Source organism: Halobacteriovorax sp. ZH5_bin.2 (assembly GCF_043196375.1).
Lineage (GTDB): Bacteria > Bdellovibrionota > Bacteriovoracia > Bacteriovoracales > Bacteriovoracaceae > Halobacteriovorax_A.
In genome coordinates, this window is the sequence record NZ_JBEBMJ010000006.1 from 167,975 (window position 1) to 190,582 (window position 22,608).

Annotated in this window: 13 protein-coding genes; 3 read left to right on the top strand and 10 right to left on the bottom strand. The window is 37.3% G+C overall.

Translation table 11 applies throughout. From position 1 onward, the window contains the following. Nucleotides 1-27: 27 nt before the first annotated feature. A complete protein-coding gene (locus tag ABMA76_RS14815) occupies nt 28-768 on the bottom strand; it encodes a hypothetical protein (protein WP_393062028.1) in 741 nt (246 codons plus the stop codon). 126 nt (nt 769-894) lie between these two features. On the opposite strand from ABMA76_RS14815, the gene ABMA76_RS14820 reads away from it, so the two are divergent. Continuing rightward, nucleotides 895-1,506, top strand: coding sequence for a DedA family protein (locus ABMA76_RS14820; protein WP_392911343.1), 612 nt, complete (start codon nt 895-897; stop codon nt 1,504-1,506). Between the two features lie 135 nt (nt 1,507-1,641). Then, the gene (locus ABMA76_RS14825) at nt 1,642-1,953 is read left to right on the top strand and encodes a hypothetical protein (RefSeq protein WP_392856983.1); all 312 of its coding nucleotides are present in this window, start codon (nt 1,642-1,644) and stop codon (nt 1,951-1,953) included. 96 nt (nt 1,954-2,049) lie between these two features. Here the strand turns inward: ABMA76_RS14825 and ABMA76_RS14830 are convergent, their stop codons facing one another. From ABMA76_RS14830 to ABMA76_RS14870, 9 genes are all read right to left on the bottom strand, one after another. Continuing rightward, the gene (locus ABMA76_RS14830) at nt 2,050-11,847 is read right to left on the bottom strand and encodes a beta strand repeat-containing protein (RefSeq protein WP_393062030.1); all 9,798 of its coding nucleotides are present in this window, start codon (nt 11,845-11,847) and stop codon (nt 2,050-2,052) included. Nucleotides 11,848-12,086: 239 nt separating this feature from the next. Then, nucleotides 12,087-12,650, bottom strand: coding sequence for a PilZ domain-containing protein (locus ABMA76_RS14835; RefSeq protein ID WP_392911339.1), 564 nt, complete (start codon nt 12,648-12,650; stop codon nt 12,087-12,089). A gap of 14 nt (nt 12,651-12,664) precedes the next feature. Then, nucleotides 12,665-13,990, bottom strand: a complete 1,326-nt coding sequence (locus ABMA76_RS14840; protein ID WP_392911337.1) for a PhoH family protein — start codon at nt 13,988-13,990, stop codon at nt 12,665-12,667. A 115-nt stretch (nt 13,991-14,105) separates the two neighbouring features. Beyond that, the gene (locus ABMA76_RS14845) at nt 14,106-15,239 is read right to left on the bottom strand and encodes a hypothetical protein (protein WP_392911334.1); all 1,134 of its coding nucleotides are present in this window, start codon (nt 15,237-15,239) and stop codon (nt 14,106-14,108) included. 3 nt (nt 15,240-15,242) lie between these two features. Continuing rightward, on the bottom strand, nt 15,243-16,244 hold the full coding sequence (locus ABMA76_RS14850) for a hypothetical protein (RefSeq protein WP_392911332.1): 1,002 nt from the start codon (nt 16,242-16,244) through the stop codon (nt 15,243-15,245). A 64-nt stretch (nt 16,245-16,308) separates the two neighbouring features. Beyond that, complete coding sequence (locus ABMA76_RS14855; RefSeq protein WP_393062032.1) at nt 16,309-17,535, bottom strand: pyridoxal phosphate-dependent aminotransferase; 1,227 nt, start codon at nt 17,533-17,535, stop codon at nt 16,309-16,311. After that, nucleotides 17,535-18,014 (bottom strand): pantetheine-phosphate adenylyltransferase, encoded by a 480-nt coding sequence (gene coaD, locus ABMA76_RS14860; RefSeq protein WP_392911328.1) that lies wholly within the window; start codon nt 18,012-18,014, stop codon nt 17,535-17,537. The genes ABMA76_RS14855 and coaD overlap by 1 nt, the downstream gene beginning before the upstream one ends. A 51-nt stretch (nt 18,015-18,065) precedes the next feature. Beyond that, nucleotides 18,066-18,647 (bottom strand): RsmD family RNA methyltransferase, encoded by a 582-nt coding sequence (locus tag ABMA76_RS14865; RefSeq protein WP_392911326.1) that lies wholly within the window; start codon nt 18,645-18,647, stop codon nt 18,066-18,068. Between the two features lie 28 nt (nt 18,648-18,675). Beyond that, nucleotides 18,676-19,548 (bottom strand): hypothetical protein, encoded by an 873-nt coding sequence (locus ABMA76_RS14870; protein ID WP_393062034.1) that lies wholly within the window; start codon nt 19,546-19,548, stop codon nt 18,676-18,678. A gap of 221 nt (nt 19,549-19,769) precedes the next feature. Between ABMA76_RS14870 and ABMA76_RS14875 the strand changes: the two genes are divergently transcribed. Beyond that, the gene (locus tag ABMA76_RS14875; protein WP_392911322.1) at nt 19,770-22,598 is read left to right on the top strand and encodes a hypothetical protein; all 2,829 of its coding nucleotides are present in this window, start codon (nt 19,770-19,772) and stop codon (nt 22,596-22,598) included. The last annotated feature ends 10 nt before the right edge of the window (nt 22,599-22,608 follow it).

Sequence of the window (22,608 nt, forward strand, 5' to 3'; positions counted from 1 at the left end):
ATGAAGGCCCTCTACTGAGGGCCTTTTTTAATAATAAAATCCTACTCCGATTCCCAAGCGAGTGATACTTAGTTGTCGATAATCATTTTTTAACTCATGGCGTTTAGCAAAGATGTGATACCACATATTCTCACTATATTTTTGACTATAGTTGACTTGATAGCGCTGGCCACTTAGACCTCTTTGCGAATTTACAGACTGAGAAAAGCCCAAATTGAAGACAAATGGTGTAATCATTTTTTGCGCAAAGGTTAAACCAACAGTCCCATAGTAAATACGCTTCGTTTCAACATCAAGGGCCCCTCCATTTAAGAGCTCACTTGATTTGTAGACATTAAATAATTCGTAATCCACTCCAGCAAAAAAACCAGTTGAATTGCGATGAGTATATGATTTATGTGCGTAAAGGCTTGCCCCAAGCTCTGGCTTTAGTTTTAAGTTATTTGAGAAGGTGCTGCCACTATCACTTTCAACTTCTGAGCCAACAAGATAAGAAATGCTACCAAGAGCAACTATTGAAAGTTTTTCTATTGTTGTTGGAAAATAAGAAAGCCCAGCAGTTAATGTCATTGGTGAATTTTTTTGAGTTTTCAAAACTTGGCTAGACGTTTTCTCTTTAAACATTCCCAGAGACGCCGAAGTTTGAATAAAGTAATTATGGTTATCCCCTTTAGACTTTAAAAAGAAGTCCAAATCCTTTCCATATACTTGGTTCGTATTTAAACCAATATAAAAAATAATGAGTGATCTCAATATTCTCTTTTTCACGGCACCAATATTACCAGAGAAATGTTTTAAATTTGAGGGAGGAAAAATGCGCTGATAACTAATGCATATTGAATCAAATTAGGATATTCTTAATCTGATTTTTTTACAGTTACGCTAGGAGATAAAATGGAATTCATTGATCAGATCATGCTCTATATCAACACTCACGTCCACATGGCACCATTCATTATTTTTGGTCTACTACTCTTAGCTGGTTTTAATATTCCCATTTCGGAAGATCTCATGTTATTTACTTCGGCCATTCTAGCGGCCAAGAATCCGGATTATTTATACCCACTTTTCTTTGGAGTATTTCTTGGGGCCTATCTTTCAGATTTAATTTGTTACGGATTTATTGGACGCTACCTAGGTCCTAAAATTTTTAAAATCAATTTCTTCGCCTCAATGGTTACTCAAGAACGTCTTGATATGGTGAACGCCTTCTTTAAAAAGTATGGTGTTTTCACATTGATTTTCGGACGTTTTGTTCCGTTTGGTTTTCGAAACGCCCTCTTCCTATCGGCCGGTCTGGGACGTATGAATGCTTGGAAATTTGCTCTGTCAGACCTTCTTGCAGCAACTGTCTCATGTGTGGTCTACTTCACTGTTTATTATCAATTTGGTGAGACAGCTATTGAGTATATCAAGAAGAGTAATTACGTAATTGGTGCTGTAGCACTTGCAGTAATTCTTGGTATCGTCGTTTCAAAATGGAAGAAAAAAGACGTAAACGCCTAAAATCATTAAAGTCAGAAAAAATTACAAGGCCCGTCAATTTGAGTTTACAGCACGGGCCTCTTCCTCCATAATCCCGCTTGTTCACAAAAATTGTGAAAAAAAATGAACAGCAATTGATTATTGGAGTACCGCTAAATGTTAAATTCAATCACGCAGAATAAAGTTATCAGTTTCAACGCATTTAAGAGCGAAAAAGCTAACCGTTGTGAAAGTACTGTTCAAAGAGATTATTTCTCAAAGCTAGACTTCTCTGCCCTAATTAATGAGACAAACTCTCTTGTTGCAGAAATTAACAATGATGATGTTATTAATAACGATCTACTAATTAAAGTTGACCAGCTTACAGCTGAATTTAAAAGCCGCATCCTTGATAATGAATCGCCTATTGATAAGTATCTTCTAGCGACAATCAAGGACCTTAAGTATTCGATAAAAGCAAAACTATAGTTTTGTTCTTTATATTCTTCTCTTTTTATTTTTGTTTTTTTGTTTTAAGGCCCATCAAGTGATGGGCCTTATTTTTGTCAATGAATGTTTTTTAAATTACGGGTAGTAAGTACTATTGATAGTTGTTCTAATATAAGCGCCGTAATCAAAATCGAGATCAATAGTTACATCCTCGACAAAATTATCAGGATAGATAAACATTGCTAAACCGTAGCCACCATCAAACGTATCAATAAAGTCACGGCTTAGTGGAGTGTGTGATTCGACAACATCGACATCATCACCCTTACCTAGAGAGATAAACGAATACTGCATTTCTGTGTTATCAACAGATATAGAAAGGCTACTCTGTCCTCCCCCCTTACTTGTTGTATCAAATGGAGTCGATTGATGAACATTAGTAAAATTTGAGGCCATCATTGCAATATCAAATGATGGATTATTAACACTGATAACAATATCATCAGTTCCAACTGCCGGATTAACCAGGTACCAAATCTCAGTTTTCGCCCCAGAGCTTTGTGTTCTTGTATCAAGACGTGTTAGTGGAACTCCACCATAAGTAATTCCCGAAAAATTAAGAATGGTAAAGTGACTCACGACATTAACGACTAATAAACGATCGTTACCAGAAGCAACTGTATGCGACTGTGTATAAGTTGTAGAACTTGACGAGAAGTTGGCACTCGTAAAATTTGTAGCATCAAAAGATGGAAAGAGATCACTTGCATGTCCAGATGCCACAGTAGTCAACGACTTAGTTGAAGAGAAGACTCCATCACTGATAGAGACTTCACCATTTAAGGTACCATTTGCAGGAGTAGTCGCCTCGATATCAATAGTACAAGACTGTCCCGCGGCTAAAGTGAGGCCTACGCAATTGTCTGTGATAATGCTAAAGTAAGTCGTACCACTATTTATCGAAGCCGCATTTAAAGCAGATGAAGTAACTCCTCCATTATTTCGCACAGTATATTGAATTGTGCTACTCGTATTCCCACCTGTAAGATCAAAGCCATTAGCAGCTGAAATACTAAGAGAAGTTGTATCAATAGCACTATTTATACGGATCGCTTGATAAGCAATTGAGCTTGCCGTTGAACTTGGTGTGAAACTATATGTGTAACTACCACCTTTTTGATAGAGGAATTGTGTAAGGCCAATATTTCCACTATAAGAAACGAAGTCAGAATCGACAGGAGAAATATTTGATGTAAAAGAAGTACTTGCTGAGTTTGCAGCAATATTAAATATAATAAAGTCTGCCGCTGAAGAAACGACTGTTTCATCTAAACTCGTAGGGTTTGTGTTATCGACTTTTCCTTCAATCAACTCTATCGGATTGTCCACATTAACTGAATAAAAGTTACGAGCAATAATTGAAGTATTAGGTGAAGATGATGACGATACATTAATTGTTCCGCTTCCAACAGGAGGATTAACTAAATACCAAGTTTCTGAACGGGAATAGTTACTTGATGGTTGGAAATTACGTTTATCTAACTTTGTTAAGCTTTCACCCATAAATGAGACCGCACTGATGCTACCACTTGACACTTGATTTAGTGAAACAACGAGAAGACGATTTTCATAATCCCCTACTGTGTGAGCAAACGAAGACTGGAGGCCTGAAGTGTAATTGGCCATAGTCGTTGTCGTATTATCAAGTTGTACATCAATATCTGCATCAAAACCAGAAGCTTCACCATTAACATCTAAACTCGTCTCATAGTTACCATCAGAAAACAATAGACTTGCGCCATAAGATGTATTTCCAAAAGATGTTGGTCTAATATCAACAGTACAAGAGCCACCTGAGGCAATTGTATTCCCAACACAATTATCCGCTACGATATCGACAAAGTCATCATCACCTGAAATCACAGGAGAGAGGATTGTTGCACTAGCAGCTCCTCCATAGTTTGAGATAGTAATAGTGTGGGTAGGCCCAAAGGTCGTACCAGTTAAAATGTCAAAGTTATTAATCGTCGATGGGCTAGCACTCAAAGAAGCAGAGTTTTCTAATCCATTTAAAACCACTGATGCTACTGCAATATCATCACTCGAACCGTAAGAAAATGTTGGTGAAATTGATGAAGAGCTACGATATGTGAACATCCCGAGATATTCTCCGTCTGTATGATGTGATTCTATTTCAGGAGTGATATCTGATGATGCCGTTTTATTACTTCCACCAACGGCCACAATAGCAACTTTGTGATCAACTAATGGGATTGTAACCTGTCCGATACCATTTGTAGCAGTATCCGACTGATTAGAATCAATTGGATTTAACTGATCAACGTTATAAAAAGTAAAAGCATGAGAAGCACCGCTTGTACTATTAGTCCCAGTTATTTCAATAATTCCATCACCGACAGGAGGATTTACAGTATAAAAAAGTCTAACTTTATTACCAAATCCACTTGAAACAGTTGTGATACTAGTCATATTCACACCATTAAATTTCGCTCCAGGAGTAGATATCCAATCAGATGTTGCACTTACAATAACTATTCTATTAGGCCCATCTTTCACATTATGAATATACTGATAACTTTGACCAGGAGTAGCAGTAGTAGCTGTAGAAGAGTCAGATTGATCGTTACTAATTGCAAGAGGTCCATAGAATACAGGCATATTAGTGGCCTCACCACTTAAGGCAACAGAATACTCATTACTATCTACAGAAACATAAAGTGCGCCACTATAAATACCATTACGATATGGATTTGCCCTTACATCAATAGTACATGTTCCACCAACAGCGACAGTAACTCCATCACAATTGTCAGCAACAATTTCAAATGTCATAAAGTCGCTTTCAAGACGAGATTCAATACCACTAAAGCTGATATTACCTGTGTTTGTTACAGTAACCGTGTGAGTTGCGCTAGGACCTGTTGTATCCACATCCATATTCGAAATCGAAGAAGTTGATAAGCTGATATCTTTGATAAGAGCAGGAGTTGTATATCCAGTCTGACTTGTACCACTTAAATTTCCTGCATTATCAATGCTTCGAATCCAGATAGAATAGTTTGTTTCCGGTTGAGCACCAGGAAGGGCAAGAGATATTCCATTAGTTGCTGTCATCCAGTTAATAACTGTGGTTGCACCTTCAGTAACTTTAATTTGAACTTCATCAATTCCAGAAAGAGCATCACTAGCATCATATCCCCAATTAAAAGGAGGCGTATAATTAATATCAGTAATGGCCCCTAGATACTCACCGTACATATTTCCTGGTGACGTTTTATCAAGTCCAATTGAATCAGAGACTTGATTTGTATTGATAACTCCTGAAGAGTTTGCGAGCCACAGGTAGACAGTATGTGTACCTTCTACATCTGATAGAGAAATTGAAGTAGGTTTAGAACTAACCCAGTTCCCCCCACCGCAAGTTCCATCTGCAGTACTAACAGGTTTTGTACTTTGAGTTTCACTTAAACAATACAAGTCAGTTTCAGAAGGATCTGTAAATGAAATATTAGCAGTGTTACTCTGGTATTTATTTATCCAATCTTCATTTCCTTCTGGTGAAGCTAAGCTAAAGTTTGAAGGATCATCCATTGTCGAGTTAGTCGTAAAGTTTGCACTAACAGAATTCCCTTCATTACCGGCATTATCCACAGCACGAATTTCAATTCTATATTCAGTATGGTTTTCTAAAGAAAGTCCTGTGATACGATTATTTTTCGAAAATGTCGTCCAATCACGAAAGATTGATGAATCACTAGTTTTAACAATACGTGATTGATAGTAATCAATCCCATTTGTATCTGTTGCATTTGTTGACCAATTAATATTTGGTGTACGATCAAGGCGATTACCTACGCTTCCCAAAATAAGTGCAGAAGTTGTACTTGGAATTGTTTCATCTAAGATAATTGAATCACTTGAAACACCGGCATTAATATCATCGGTTGCATTTGCTACCCAAATATAAACGGTCTTTGCGCCATCCCCTGCTGATAGAGTGATAGATGTAGGTTCACTTACTAACCAATCTCCACCACCACAAGAGCCAGAATTTGTTGAAACAGGTTTAGTTGACTGAGATTCACTTAAACAAAATTTCGTCGCATCATCGATATCACCTAATGTTAAGTCCGCTATTCGGCTATCAGCAAGATTAATATATGTCATTGAACTAGATAAGTCAGAATATAAACTTATCGTAGGGTCTGCAATTGGTGTTACTGTAATGAACATAGCATTTAAATCACTCGCTTCATTACCAGCATTATCAACAGTTTTAAATTCATAATAATAATCTGTATTTCCACTTAGACTTAGACCAGTAAAATTACTTCCTGAAGTAAAACTTCCCCAAGGAACAATCTCTACATCACTGGCATCAACGAGACGAACGAGAGTTGTAGCTAGACCACTTCCTGCATCAGTTCCATTTCCTGTCCAAGAAAGAGTTGGAGTTTCAGTTAAATTATTTGGTATAGACCCTAGACTAAAACCACTAATATTAGTTGGTGCAACTGTATCGATATGTATCGTATCACTAATAGCACTAGAGTTAATTACATCATCACTATTGGCAACCCAAGCGTAGAGTGTACGATCACCTTCTCCAGCTGAAAATGTATAATTAGTTGGAGCTGAAAGAAGCCAATTACCACCATCACAACTTCCTGCATTCGTACTTAAAGGAGGTGTTGAGTCTGATTCACTTAAACAAAACTTAACGGCGTCTGTAATATTAGAGAGAGTAACATCAACTTGCATACTATCCGTTGCATTCACATATGAAGTAGAAGCTGTATTTGAAGCCGCTATACTAAATATTGGATCAGCAATTGTTGAATTTGTTGTAAAAGTTGTCGTTGCGGCCACATTCGTATTACCTGCATTATCAACTGAGCGAATTTCAAAACGATATGTTTCTAAATTATCAAGGCTTAGGCCAGATAGATTATTTCCCTTAACGAACGTTGCCCAACTTACAACTTCATTTGAGTCGCTATCTCTAACTAGTCTTAGCTCGTAATGAGAAAGACCTGAGATAGCATCCGTTGAGTCAGTAGTCCAAGTAAGTGTCGGAGTTGTTGTTAGATTTCCAGTAGAGCTACCAAGTGAAACTCCAGAAATACTTGTTGGTGCAGTATTATCAACAGTAATTGAGTCACTTATTGGTCCGTCATTAATGACACCAAAACTATTGGCAACCCATAAGTATAAAGTTTTGGCCCCTTCGCCAACTGATAATGATTTAGAAGTCGGCGCACTTGCTACCCAATCACCACCATCACATGTTCCACTTGCTGTTGTTGCTGGCTTTGTTGAGTTGGATTCACTTAGACAGTAACTTACTGCATCTGTATTATTACCAATTGCAACTTGCGCTGTATTTGCATCAGAATTATTTAAGTATGTTGTAGAAGATGTACTTGCTGAGCTTAGGGCAAGTGTTGGATTATCAATTGTATCTGCTGAAGTAAAATCAACACTTAAAATGTTACCAATATTACCTGCAAGATCATGAGCACGAATTTCAATACGATAATTTGTATCATTTGTTAAACTTAAGCCTGTAATCGATCCACCATTTAAGATTGGTGACCAGGTTGTAATACCAGTACTTGGAAGTTCAATTAATCTTGCTTCATAATGACTCACGCCAGAAGTTGCATCAGTGGAATCACCTGACCAAGAAATAGTTGGTGTTTCAGATAAGCTAGGTCCTACAGCGCCAAGACTTAGTCCTGTAATATCAGTAGGAGCTACTCGATCAAGAGTGATTGAGTCACTAACCACACCGTCACTTATAATATCTTCAGAGTTTGCTGCCCATAGATAGAGTGTGCGAGCGCCTTCTGTTGCATCAAATGTAAATTGCGTTGGAGCACTCAAAACCCAATCTCCACCATCACAAGTTCCACTTGCTGTTGATGCTGGCTTTGTTGAATTCGATTCACTTAAACAATACTTAACAGCATCAGTATCATTTCCAATAACCACATCCGCAATATTTGAATCTGTCGAATTCACATAAATTGTCGATCCAGTATTTGAAGCATCAAGGGCCAGCGTTGGATCGGCCAGTGTTGCACTTGTTGTGAAACTGATATTTTCAAAAAGACCAATATTGCCCGCATTATCACGTGCACGAACTTGAACTGAATACTGCGTATTATTATCTAAACTTAGGCTTGTTAGAGCATTTCCACTTGTAAAACTTGTCCAGTCAACAACCGTCACATCACCTGCCACACGAGCAAGTCGTACTTCGTGAGTGGCCACACCAGAAGTTATATCTGTAGCATCCCCCGTCCAAGAAATAACAGGCGTTGATGCCAGAGTATTTGGAATGGCCCCTAGAGAAAGTCCTGCTATACTTGTAGGATTAACTGTATCATTTGAAATGGAATCACTAATTGTTCCAGAGTTTATGATTCCAAAACTATTTGCTACCCATAAATAAAGTGTACGACTTCCTTGAGTCGAAGAGAAAGTGAATGAAGATGGCCTTACTCCACTCCAATCCCCGCCATCACAGCTTCCATTTACTGTTGATGCCGGAGCAATCGACTGTCCTTCAGAAAGACAGTAGGCAATAGCATCTGAATCATTTCCAATTAAAACTTCAGCAGTGTTAACATCTACTGAATTGATAAAACTTGTTGAAGATGTATCAGCAGATGAAAGAGCAAGAGTTGGATCAACGATTGTATCGGCCGTCGTAAAATTAATACTTGAACTTGTCCCGATATTTCCAGCACTATCATGGGCCCTAACTTCAACCGTGTACTCTGTATTATATGAAAGAGATAATGAATCAATTGTAGAGTTATTAGTAAATGAAGTCCAATTTGAGATAACACTTGAATTACTAGTTAATATCAATCTTGCCTCATAATGAGAGACTCCACTTGTGGTATCGGTAGCATCCGTAGACCAAGAAATGATTGGTGTTGAAGTTAAAGTTGATCCAACCGTTCCAACACTTAAACCAGAAATACTCGACGGTAAGGTATCATCTCTTGTGATAGAGTCTGAGGTTACATTTGGATTGATTTCTTCTGTTATATTTGCAACCCAAATATAAACAGTCTTACTACCATCTCCTGTAGATAATGATATATTCGTTGGCTCAACTAAGCTCCAATTACCTCCATCACATGTCCCATTTGCAGTAGATACCGGTGATGTAGATTGGCCTTCAGAAAGACAAAATTTTACCGCATCAGAAATTGAACCCAAGGAAACATTTGCCAGTCCAGCATCGTTGGCATTTGTAAAACTTGTAGAAGTAGTATCTGGCGAACTTAAAGAGATACTAGGGTTCCCCATCATAGAAGGAGTTGTAAATGTTAAACTGTCCACACTACTTTCATTTGCCGCTTGATCCACAGTTTTATATTCAATTCTATAAACAGTACTTCCGGCAAGGGATAAACCGGTAAAAGATGAACCATTTGTCATGGTTTGCCATGTTGCCATTTCAAAAGAATCTGAGTCACGAACAATTCGGAAAATGGTATGTTCAACTCCTGATCCACTATCACTACCATCAGTTGTCCACGAGATTGTTGGACTAACTGTTAAGTCTGTTCCAACTGAACCTAATGACGTTCCAGTGATATTTGTAGGTACAATAGTATCCACAAAGATAGAGTCTGTCGCTACAACTGTACTAATGACATCATCGCTATTTGCAACCCATAAATAGAGAGCACGACTCCCTTCTCCAGCAGAAAATGTATGACTAGAAGGAGCAACAGTTACCCAATTACCACCATCACAAGTACCATTTGCAGTAGAAGTTGGTTGTGTCGACTGCCCTTCAGATAAACAGTATTTTTCAGCATCTGTAATATTTGAAATATTAGTCGATGCCTCATAGCTGTCCGAAATATTTAGATAATCCGTTGAAAGAGTATTTGAGGCAGTTAATTCTAATACTGGCGTAGCAATAGAAGAGTTCGTTGTAAATATGTCGCTAGTGCTACTAGAAATATTTCCTGCATTATCAATTGTTCTGATTAAAACTCTATAGTCAGTAAGATTGGCTAAACTAAGTCCTGTTAATCGATTCCCTTTAGCAAAAACAGACCAATCAATTACAGTAGTACTATCACTACTTCTTTCTAGGCGAATTTCATAATGAGACACACCAGAAGTTGAATCAGTCGAATCAGTCGTCCAAGAAACAATAGGTGTTTCAGTTAAGTTTGTAGGTATAGAAGTTAAACTTAACCCAGAAATGGATGTTGGTGCAATTGTATCAATAGTGATTGAATCACTAACTGAATTTAAATTTATTATTCCAAATGAATTCGCCACCCAAAGATAGAGACTACGACTTCCTTCTCCTACAGAAAAAAGATGAGAAGTCGGCGTAGTTGATGACCAAGGGCCTCCGTTACAATTTGTCCCAGAGACACTAGCTGGTCGAGTTGAATTATCTTCGATCAGACAATAGTTAGCAGCATCTGCAATATTACCTATTGTTAAATCAACATTTCGAGCATCACTTGAATTTGCATAAACAGGAGATGTACTCGTGCTTCCTTGCATACTCATCGTTGGGTCTACAATCTGTGATGCTGTAACAAAAGAAGCTAATGCGGCATTTCCAATATTACCAGCATTATCAATTGTACGTATTTCATAATCGTATTGAGTACTCATTGATAAACTTAAGCCTGTAAAGTTAGAACCTTTAATGAAATCTGTCCAAGAAACTATTTCAAATGAATCGCTATTTCTTAGTAAACGAACTTGATATTTTTGAACACCACTAACGAGATCGATGGCATCTGATGCCCAACTTAAACTTGGCGTAACAGTTAAGTCACTGCCTACCTCACCTAAAGAAATACCAGAAACTAAACCAGGTAGTGAATTATCGACAGTTATTGAATCAGAAATTGAAACGGTGTTTATAGAATCAAATTTATCCGAAACCCATAAGAATACATTTCGCTCATCTTCTATTCCGCTCATAACGAATGCTGTAGGAATACTTGTACTCCAGTCTCCTCCATCACAACTTCCACTAGCTGTTGAAACTGGTCTTGTCGGATCATCTTCAATTAAGCAATACTTTAAAATATCATCCGTATTTGAAATATTTACGATGACACTATTCGCATCTGAGATATTGGTATAAAGCTGAGAATTGCTAATCGATTCAATATCAAAAGAAGGTAGTGCAAAACTAGAAAGTTGCGAAGATAACTCAATCACCTCTTCTAAGCTACCAACAACTTCTCCATCTGGGTCACTGGCAACAACCCTAACACGCACTAGCTCTCCAGCATTATATACTGGCGATAAGTTTGTTAGAATTTCGTTGAAGTTAGGTGTTACTTTATTCAGGAGAAAACTGTCGCCACTTAAAGGATCACAATTGACAGTATCACTCTCATTACAAAGGAAAACTGTAGCAGACGAATTATCATTCATATCACCAACATATGAAGCATCAATACTTAATACGCCATTATATGTTTCAAGTGATAGATTTTTTAATGATACTTGATTATCGATAAAGTTAATAACAACAGACTTTGATACTGAATCATTAAGGCGCGCCCTAACTTTGACTTGACCATTTGAAAGGGCCGAAATAGCAACAGCTTTTTGATCATCATCCTCTGCAAGAATAGCACTACCAGACTCTAGCTCCCACGTAACAAGCTTCTTTTCTTTTGACTGTTGATTACCAACAAATGAATACATATTGAATGCAGATGCTCTATCCACAACAATTTCTTCTGAAAGAACCTGATCTCCACCATTATCACTTGTTAACATAAGTTCAGTTAAGCTTAAGTCATCCTTAAAGCTTAAAGCGATCTTAGAGTTACAAGAGCTAGTAACTAATATCACTAATAAGATCCAAATAATGTTAACTGACTTAATAAAGCTCATATTCAAAAGATTTTAACCTCATTATTTTCATCCAACTAAATAACGGCCACTTACAGACAAAAAAAAAGAACAACGAGAAAAAGTCGTCAATTTTTATTGTCATCCTCTGTAAACTGACGCGATTACAGACTGTTATGTATGAACGTATCGGTAAATATTATTGAAAAGGTAAGTTTTTATTTATGAATAAAATAAAGTTAGTAATATTAGATATTTAGTTAAAGAAAGGAACCAAATTTCTACAGAGATTCTAAAGATTGATAATCATGAAGAACTTTTGCTCTAAGAAGTGGTAGCTTCATTTCAGAGTCATAGCCCAGTAACGACGCTGTCTTTCTAAGATGTACAATATTTCCATTCTTCTTTGATGAATTCTCAAACTGAGTTAGAAGATAGATCATATTCTTTGAAAAAGTTGTTACATATGATCGAATCAGGGCCATATTCCCCGAAGTAACGTGAGAAAACTTAGCACCAATCGACGGTAGTAAGATTTTTTCGACTTCAGATAGTCCTTCAAATGAGCGAACAATATCAACTTCGCAGCGAATGACTTCGATATCAAAGGCACTGTGGTCAATACTGACTAATTTCTGAGAGCTTAATTTTGAAAACTCTGGATATTGTATAAGGGATACCATGGTATGAAAGCGCGTACTTGCTGGTACGCGCCCCATATCGGTAATTAACATTCCACCTTCGGAAATATTAGAACAGCGGCCTTTTAAAACATAGTCATCACAAAGATAGAGCATCTCTTGATTAACAGGTGCTCTTAAATGTTGACGATTAGCTCTCGACACTCGCTATTCCTCTCTTAAAGTAACTTTGAAGCTGTTTCAGAAAGCGCCGAACGCTCACCAACAGTTAACTTCGTATGAGAGATGATCTCTTCAGTTTTTAATCTTTCAACAACATAACTTAATCCGTTGTTGATTTCGTCAAGGTACGGACTATCGATCTGTTGAGGGTCACCTGTTAGGATGATTTTTGTTCCCTCTCCGGCACGAGTTACAATTGTTTTAACTTCGTGTGGAGAAAGGTTTTGTGCCTCATCAACGATTAGGTACTGACCAGGAATTGAACGACCACGAATATACGTTAGTGGTTCAATGTGGAGAAGTCCGTGATCCATTAGATCAACATATGAAGAACTTGTTCCTGCTCTTCTTTGATCAAATAGGAAATCCATATTATCAAAGATTGGTTGCATCCAAGGACCTAGTTTATCGTTAACATCTCCAGGAAGATAACCAAGATCTTTACCCATTGGCTGAATCGGACGAGAGACAAGAAGTCTTGAATACTTTTCTTGATTAATTGTCATCTCAAGACCTGCGGCAATTGCAAGAAGAGTCTTACCAGTACCGGCCTTACCAACAAGAGACACTAATTTGATATCATCATTAAGAAGAGCATCTAGTGCAAATTGTTGTTCCATATTCTTTGGATAGATCCCCCAAACCCCTTCTCTCATTGGGATTAGAGGAACGATTCCTAATTTACTTTTTGAAAAGCGTCCTAAAAGTCTTCTTCTATCATTTCCTTCTTCGTGAACAACTAAGTATTCATTTGGAAAAATTTCAAGCTCTTCCCAATTTTCAAGTTGAAGGAAGCGATTCTTTTCATACTCTTCAAGTTTATCTTTTGGCAGTGGAAGAAAACGGTAACCTGAGTAAATCTCCTCAAGTTTAATATCTTTCATTCCGTAATCTTCTGCATTGATGCCTAAGATATCAGATTTAATTCTTAAGTTAATGTCCTTAGTTATTAGAACAACATCTTCACCCTGCTCTTTTAGAAAAATTGCAGAAGCAAGAATTAAATTATCATTAATTGTTAAATCAATTGTTTCGTGTTGATTTTCAATTGTCTTATCAACAGAGATAATTAGAGTTCCACCATTGTCTAGCTCTACACCATCCATTAGTGATCCCTTCTTGCGAAGGTCATCGATAATTCTTGAGAAGTAACGAGCGTTACGACCATTCTCATTCTGATCTTTCTTAAAACGGTCTACTTCTTCCACAACAACTAGTGGAATAAAGACGTCGTTAGGACCAAATTTGTTAATAGCATTAGGATCAAATAGTAATACGTTAGTATCGAGAACAAAGGTTTTACGTGTCAAAATGCCCTCCATGACATTAAGATTATGGGAGGAATCCTCTCTTAATTAAATTTTAAGTTATGGTAAAAAGGGATGTCAAAGAAAAAGGGCCGTTCACCTTTGTGCGTCATGAAACTCAATCAAAAGCCTAAAAAATATCCATGGATGTATCAAATAAAGAAATAAAGATGAAAAGGCGATCACCTTTTGTCTCTTGATAGTTAGAACCAATTTCAACATTGTTAAATCCGGCAGTAATCGTAACAGGCCACAGACGAATCTCGGCACCATAGTTAAGATAACCTTCCCCAAGGCCAGCAAAGAAGCCAAAGAAAGGAATATTCAATTGGGCCCCAAAGTGAATCATACGGCCAAATTCAAGACCTTGATTAATTGGCTTAACATCCAATGCGAGAGAGTAATCAAAAACCTTCCAATCTTGCTTTACCGCAAATCCTGTATTTACCGCCATAGCAATACGAGGCACTTCTCCATCACCTTCAGTCTTTTTAAAATAAGTATCACCAATATCTAAAATTGCCATGGAGGCAACAAATTCAGTATTTCCCCAGCCATTAGCATATTCAATTCCAATATCATGTCCTGAACCAGAACCTTTTGAGAATCCAAATGTACTTTTTATTTCATCGATAGAACCAAGGCCGTTTTCAATTTTCGTGATGATATTCGTTGAAAAAATATCAAACTTATCACGTGTCCCCTCTCTCGTTAAATACTTGAATGAATAACCAACAGAAAGGCGCTGGCCTGTCATAATCTTCTTTTTCTGCTTATTTCGATCTCCACCAATTAGATTAAAAGCGAAACCAGTAATAAAGCCACGATCATATGAGTAATCGACATTAAAGGCAGGGTTAACGCGATTTTTTAAAACTATATTAGCGCGATTTTTTGTAAAATAAGAAAATGAGAAGTGATGGGCCTTAATTGTTGAAAAATTTGATGCTTCTAGATAAAGAGGAAATCCCATTAGCTGATTTGCAATCCCTGCTGCATCACTTGGCAGGTTAGTAAAACGATCCATATCATCAATAGCATTTGGCCCTGCAAATGTGAAATTAACTGGCGATAAGTCGATGTCGTAATTGGCCCCAAGGCTCGCTGGATTATAGAAAATAGTAAATGAGTCCTGATTGGCAAGTCCCATCCATGCATTTCCCATTAGTTTTGCTCGAGGACTCTCTCCAAGAAAAAACTTTTCAAAGGCCATTGTATGAATGGTCAAAAGAGTAATGAATAGAAGCTTTAGCGAGTTCCTCATTACCTACCTTGAATGAAGTGTTTCAAATAATGCGGCCATATAGTAAGCAATTTGAAGTTCACTTCCCGTAAAATCAGTTACACATTGAGTTTGATTTTTTACTGTCACAAGACTATTAGAAAAGCCTTTAGGCGTAATCACATTATCAACAAAGTCTTGTCTCACAGCACTGATATCAGCTAAGAATGTCGAAAGATCAACATCTGTAATATCCCCAAGAGAGATATTTTCAAGAACATCTAAAAGATTATTAAAGTCTGTTACCATTGCACAGGCGCGCTCTAAATGAAGACTAGAGTCACCATTAGTTAAGTCTATGCTTCCAGTATCCGCACCATCATCACATGCACCAGTAACGCCACCTGCTTGAATATAAGCATCGAGATCAACATCACCAAAATAAGAATAAGCAAAGAGGCACTCATTTGTTCCAATCGCCCCTGCTCCCTTTGAACCTAAGGCATCAGAGTTACCAAAAAAGGCCATACTCATTCCGTTTCGAACAAAGAGCATATACATTAGAAATGAGTTTATATCTGCAGCTCCGTAACTTCCAAACGTCGCTTCACGAAGAGCGGCCGATGGATCCTTAGTTGCAGGTCCCATTCCTCCAGAGTATGTAAGAACTTCAATGGCCTCGCCAAGGTAGTAGTACGAAAGATCATCAATATCAGTCATGGCCTGGGCCATTGTAAAAGTTGACATTGAGCTTAGAAGATCAGCGCCTGTTGTAATTTTTGTAATTTCATTTAAGAAAAATTCGGTAACTGAAAAGCCTGCTTTACATGCATAAGATGAAGCAAGAAGCTTATAGTAAGTGGCATCTCCACTTTGCTCTTTCATCGAAAGCATCTTCGATAAGGCCTTATCACAGTCTCCTGACGACAAATAATCTTCCACAGAAAGATAACTTCTTTCTAACTCGATTTCTTCGTCTGCACCACATGAGGTGAAGATAGTGAGAGATGTTAAGAGATAAATACTGAAAACAATTAGCTTATTCACAGCTTAATTATCTCTTAACTTAGCCTTTAATTAATAGTGGGAATCAGATACCAATCTTTATAGCCTATTCCTGAGTTAAGTACTCAGCTAAACTCACAATGGCGTCTCTAAAATCTTCTTTTGGCAGAACTAGAGAAATTCTTGCACAATTTGGTAGTCCAAAGTCTCCACTTGGCACCATCGCCACACCTTTTTGCTCAAGTACTTGCTCACAAATCTCAACTGAGTAATCAGACTGGTCACTATCTGATGTTTTGAACTTGTTAATAATTGGGGCACTTGAGAAATCAAAGAGGAAGTAGAACGCCGATGTTACCTGATACCAACATTTCTCCAATTTATATTCTCTAAGAACTTCTCTTAGAGTTTGAGCATTTTCACGAAGATGTTTTTTTACTGGAGTTAAATATTCATCTACATGATTCATATTATAGCGAAGAAGAGCACGTTGAATAAGTGAACAAGAACCCGAAGCTGTATGCCCCTGAATCTTCTTAATCGCATCAATAACATCCTCATGAGCAATACAGTAGCCAAGTCTTAAACCTGTTGCTGCTAAGCTTTTTGAAATCCCATCAACAATAATTGTACGCGATAAGAGTTCGCGGTCATATTGATAGAAATATGTTGGCTTTGGATCGTAGTAGTTTAATTCGTAGTAAATTTCATCTGAAATAATAAAAGCATTTTCAAAAGGCTTCACAATCTCAGCAAATTGTTTCATCCACTTTTTATTATAGAAAATCCCAGAAGGATTATTAGGACTATTTAAAACAATGGCCTTCGTCTTATCACTAATTAACTCTTTTAATTCTTCAAGGTCAGGCTCAAATGCATTAAAGACTGAGGCTTTAACTTCCTTAAGAACTCCCCCGTTAAGAGAAATCATTTGTGGATAAGAAATCCAATATGGTGCAAAGACAATAACTTCATCACCTGGATCAACAATACTCGCAAAGATATTGGCAAGTACATGCTTCCCACCGTTTCCAACGACTGCTTTAAAGTTATGATCAAACTCATCAAAACTAATCCCACGAGAAGTTTCAACGTAGTCAATTATCTTTTCTAATAACTCGCTATCACCTGCAACGGGGCTATACTGAAAGCTTTTAAGAAAGTCTAACTCTCCCCTAATTGACTCGACGAGCTCTCTTGGCGGACGATAAGGAAGTTGACCTGCTGTTAGGTTATAAACTTTCTTCCCCTCTTGTGCCATGGCAACGGCCTTAGCATTAAGTTTCAAAGTAATACTTTCATTAATTTCTTGAGAACGTTTAGAAACATTCATTAGATCTTCCCTTTTTTAGAAATCCAATTATAAATTGTGTCTGGAACGAATTCCTTGATAACTTTTCCATGCTTGTGAATCTCTTTTACTAGTGAGCTTGAAACATAGTAATTGTCTCTTTCTGTAATAAAGAAAACAGTTTCGATTTCTGGATATAGTCTCTTATTCATCGAGGCCATTTGAAATTCCGCCTCAAAGTCGCCAGTTGGTCTTAAGCCTCTAATGATCGAGCTAATATCATTTGCTTTGGCATAATCTACAATTAGGCCTTCCCACTTATCTGCTCTAATACGAGGCTCGTCTTTAAATGTTTCATTTAACATTTCAACGCGTTCTTCAGCAGTGAAAAGAGGTTTCTTATTTCGATTGTGGGCAACAAGAATAATGACTTCATCAAAGACAGTTAATGACCTCATTAAGATATCTTTGTGACCATTTGTGAAAGGATCAAACGTTCCTGGATAAATTGCTCTTTTCATTGAGTACCTAATTCCTCTTATAAATTTAAATCAATTTTATACGACACCGGATTACAATGCAATTCTTGCAATATAACTCGTACCTTGCTTGTAGACTTTTGAGAATGTAAGAGAATGTTTTTTTAAATCAGCTTCAAGAATTCCTTTTTGGCGATCTGACTCGATCCAAACCTCTCCAGAAAATGAAGATTCTTTAAGTAATTTGAGACATTCTAAGTAGACATCTTTTAACTCGTATGGCGGATCAATAAAAATATAACTTTCATCAAATTCGTCTGAAGTAGACTCTAAGTAAGACAAACTTGTTTTTAAGTATGCTTGTGCCTTTTGCTTAATTATCGACAACTCAACGGTATCTACTTTCTTGGAAATTTGCGCCTTATTCTTTTTTAAGACATTAAGAACTTTTGGATGGTCATCAACTAATACGACTTTCTTTGCACCTCTTGATAAGGCTTCAAACCCCATAGCTCCACTGCCTGCAAATAAATCCACAAAGAGGCAATTTGTTAAGTCCTGGTGAGCATCAAAAAATTTTCGACGAAGCATTACACTCGTTGGACGAGTAATAGATTCTGGGGGAACAAAAAGGGCATGCCCTCTAGCATGCCCACCAAGTATATTTATGGCCATTTAAAACCTTTTAATCTTTATTACAATGTTAAGCGACTTTCTTCGCTTCATCGGCCGACGGAAGTGGAATATTAAAATTAGCTCCACCTTCGATACAGGCCTTAAAGCCTTCTTCTGTGATTGAGACGTCCACACCATTCATTGTTAGTGTAAAGCGGCCATCAACCACACTTAATGTTGCTTGTGATCCAGCGATCGTCAAGTTTACATTAAAATTCATATTACCTGCTGCACTAAAGGCAACTTTCCCACTGTCAGCACTTGTTGGTGCAACATGTGTAAAAGTTGGAGCAGGATTTTCTTTAGGCGCTTGATTTATCACAAGTACGTTTTCATTGTCTTCATCTTTTATCATTGTTGTTTCTGGAGTTTCTTCCATCTCTAGAGTCGTCGCAGTCGACGCCGCATCAATTTCTTCAAGATCCTTCATAATGGCATCCATTTCCGCATCATCAAAGCCTTCAGAGAACACTTCTTCTAGACTTGGAGTAGAATCCCCAGCAACAACTTCTTCAATATCTTCTTGAGCAACGATTTGCGCTGGTCCTTCTTCGACCTCTGCTACCATCTCATCAAGAGGGTTTGCTTCTGCGACCATCTCGTCTAAAGGATCTGCTTCCGCTTCCAAAGCATCAAGAGGGTTTACTTCCGCAACGGCCTCTTCAACAGCTTCCATCACAGGAGTTTCGGCTACAGGTGCTTCTTCTTCAGTTTCAGCAACCGGCCCTTGATCAAGCTGTCCGGTTAATTCCTTATCGAGGCTTGCGAACTCTGCCATGATGTCATCTAATTCATTTTCAGAAAATCCAGTTTCTACACTTTTTGCTGCTGCATCTTGTGGTTTATTTCCAACCATATAAACTCCGTCTATTGATCCAATATCACTTGTGCTTTTCGACACAGATGACAGAAACTTTAAGAAATAAACATTACTGAAAAATCAATGACTTAGATAGGCTAAGTCGAGAATTTCTATTTTTAAGCATGACAATATGAATGCCCATAGTTATATTTTACTACCAATTTAAAGACGCAACACACGACTTTCCTTACATAGTTTAGAATGTTAACCATCTTAAAGTTTTGAGGATTGTCTGATTATTATATGGAACAACAGGCGAAGTGAAAGATTCATCGTTTTCAGCTAAGAACTGGCTGATTAACAATATTCCTGGACCTAGTGCCGAGGCAGAAAGCCTTGAGGTACAAGAGCATGCAGCATCTGCAGGCGGACCCACTCCTGTTCCATCAGTCCAAAGCGGAGAATTCCTTGTTAGTGATCACATCATTCCTAAATGGCGTGGTGAAAGCTTACTAACTAAGGGAAGCATGAAGTTTAAAAAGATCGTATTTGAACTTTTTACTGAAGCAAAGACACAAGTAAAGTCTTTCAAGAACCGCAACCGCAGTCTTAAACAATCTCTTTTTCAAGAATTTATTGAATATACGACTCACAATGGGATTCACCCTGAGGGAGTTAGCGACTTTAATCAATTTTGGGCACAACTTGATGACAAGAACGGCCCAAGTTACGAGTGCATCCAGGACTTTTTAAAAGTTTACTGCCTTCGTTCTATTAGCGTCTATATCTTAAAGGTTCGCTTTCTATCTCAATTGAGCTCTTTCTATTCAAAGACTCTTACTAAGAATGAGATTCTAAATCCAAACTCGACACTAAGTAAGATCTTTAAAGTATCAAGCTCACGTGAATTATCGAGCCGTGCTCTCGGAACTAATGAATACAGCTGGTTTAGGCCAAATGAGAACTTTGGTGATAGTATTCTAGAGCTTAGCTCTATCCTTAAAGACCTTAACCCGATTGAGTTCTTTAAAGTTTTAAATCATGAAATTCCAAACGAGCTATCAGTTGTTCTATTTCATAATGAAACAGATAAGTACTCTCATGCTTTTAGTAATCGTAACTCTGGTCTAATGATTAATAATCTCTTAATTAATTTTCCAAAGTGGATTGAAAATCATGGTGGATACTTTAATTTCAATGCACAACCACAGTGCCTAAGTACACTATTTACAGGGAACTTCCTCAATTCTCTGACAATCTCTCACTGGATTGCTCAGGAGAATAACTCGACAGAAGCTTGGCAAGAAATTATCTGTCCAGAGTTTAGAGGCGACAACTATGTTAACGGGCAATACTTAAAGATATTCCAAGAAATTCAATTCATGACTTTCTTAGTCTACCTTGCTCCAAGACAGAATAAGGATCCAATTTCTTTAATCGTTTCGCTCTTTAAACAGAAGTCGAATAAATCGAGAATCACAGCTAGTGGACAATTTGCGCTACTCGATGCAACAGAGGTTCAACAAAGTATCTACGATAGAATACTTGTTAATTTAGTTAATATACCTAAAAAGAACCCACACCACTACCTCATTACAAATATTATGCAAAATGGGGAGCATCTTTCTAATAGTGGTTATATGTACGTCTTCTCTAACCAGAAGCTCTTCGTTCCTTCTCACGCAGCAAAGAACGAAGCACTATTTAAGCAATACAAGCTACTAATGCGTTTTAATCTAGAAGGACTTAAGGGCAAGGGTGAAATCCCTCGCTACTTCTACATCTTCTCAAAACGCGTTGTTGAAAATAAATTAGATATCTTCGGTAACCCGGATGTAAACTCGACTCTTCTAAAAGAGTCATGCCTATCTGTGAATATGAATGGTGACCTAACTCACTTCTCTAAGTTTGATTTCTTCGTTGAAGAAATTGATAAATTATTCGCAAATAAGAAGGCCATTGACGCTCCACTTTTCTCAAATGAGACAAAGTGTGGACTATCATTTGAATTCCACCAGGATGCTATCTTAAACGGAAAGCTTCTAAGCAATAATAGCGAAAGTGATAAAATCACTCACCCACAATACTTTAAGAACTTAACTAAGAGTTGTATTCCTTTTGACCAGTTCTTCAGTGTGGAGTCTCTTTCAAATTATCGTGAAGATGAGAATTATGATCTTTTAGGTTTTAACTTAAACCCACAAGAGCGCTACCCATATCTTCTAATTGTCGATTTCACGAACGAAAATGATATTAAACTTGAGCTAACAACAATTGATTCTCTAAAAGCGAAAATTGAGGAGTATGGTAATGCTTACTTCCAATATTTTGGACTTCTTCCTAAGATTTCAAATCTAAATATCAACCTATTTAGAGAGTTCTTTAAGACAACAATTGGTAAACAAATTACTCAACTTACTTTCAATGGTGGACTTAAGAAGACTAAGGCAAAACTAAATGCCATGTTAATTCCAAAATTCCTAGAGAAGACGGAATTCTTACCAACTCATCATATTGAATCTCTACAAGATATCACTCTTTCAAAAGAAGATATTCTGAAGACAGATTTTTCAGTATATACACAGAAACTTGCATCTAAGGTTGATACAATCAATCTACTTGCTAAGCGCTGGCCTTGGCACACAAGCTGTATCCTTTCTCACCTGAAAATTATCATTGGAAATTACCGTGATCAGGTAAATAGTGGAAAGGTTCAGATGAAGTACGATTACTCTTCAAATGCACTAATTGGAAAAATTGTCGCTCTACCAAAGACTCCAATTTATCCAAACAACCAAGATATTTATCTTGAAACTCTTATTAGTGAAAGAAGTGACATTCACCTTCCACTAACAAGTGCAATCTTTGAAAAGTCTGAACACACAACGAAGCTTAGACTAATTTCTAATGATACTGAAGTTCTTAACCTACACGGGGAACTTCAACTTCTACAATTCATTCAGTTCATTCTTACAAGTGCCGTTGGAACACCTATCTCAACAATTATTCAGTCACTTGAAGTACCTGCAGCTATCGAGCTGAACTCATTACTTGCTGAGCAGGATCAAGTTGCTCAAAACGTAAATGAGACATTTGCTCTTATAAATAACACCCTAAATAATATCATTATTGGTCAAATAAATAATTAGTGATATCATA

Excerpts from the sequence above, each read along its gene's own strand:
- ABMA76_RS14845 (WP_392911334.1), bottom strand. The coding sequence starts at position 15,239 with ATGAGGAACTCGCTAAAGCTTCTATTCATTACTCTTTTGACCATTCAT.
- coaD (WP_392911328.1), bottom strand. The coding sequence starts at position 18,014 with ATGAAAAGAGCAATTTATCCAGGAACGTTTGATCCTTTCACAAATGGT.
- ABMA76_RS14855 (WP_393062032.1), bottom strand. The coding sequence starts at position 17,535 with ATGAATGTTTCTAAACGTTCTCAAGAAATTAATGAAAGTATTACTTTG.
- ABMA76_RS14840 (WP_392911337.1), bottom strand. The coding sequence starts at position 13,990 with ATGGAGGGCATTTTGACACGTAAAACCTTTGTTCTCGATACTAACGTA.
- ABMA76_RS14825 (WP_392856983.1), top strand. The coding sequence starts at position 1,642 with ATGTTAAATTCAATCACGCAGAATAAAGTTATCAGTTTCAACGCATTT.
- ABMA76_RS14865 (WP_392911326.1), bottom strand. The coding sequence starts at position 18,647 with ATGGCCATAAATATACTTGGTGGGCATGCTAGAGGGCATGCCCTTTTT.
- ABMA76_RS14820 (WP_392911343.1), top strand. The coding sequence starts at position 895 with ATGGAATTCATTGATCAGATCATGCTCTATATCAACACTCACGTCCAC.
- ABMA76_RS14830 (WP_393062030.1), bottom strand. The coding sequence starts at position 11,847 with ATGAGCTTTATTAAGTCAGTTAACATTATTTGGATCTTATTAGTGATA.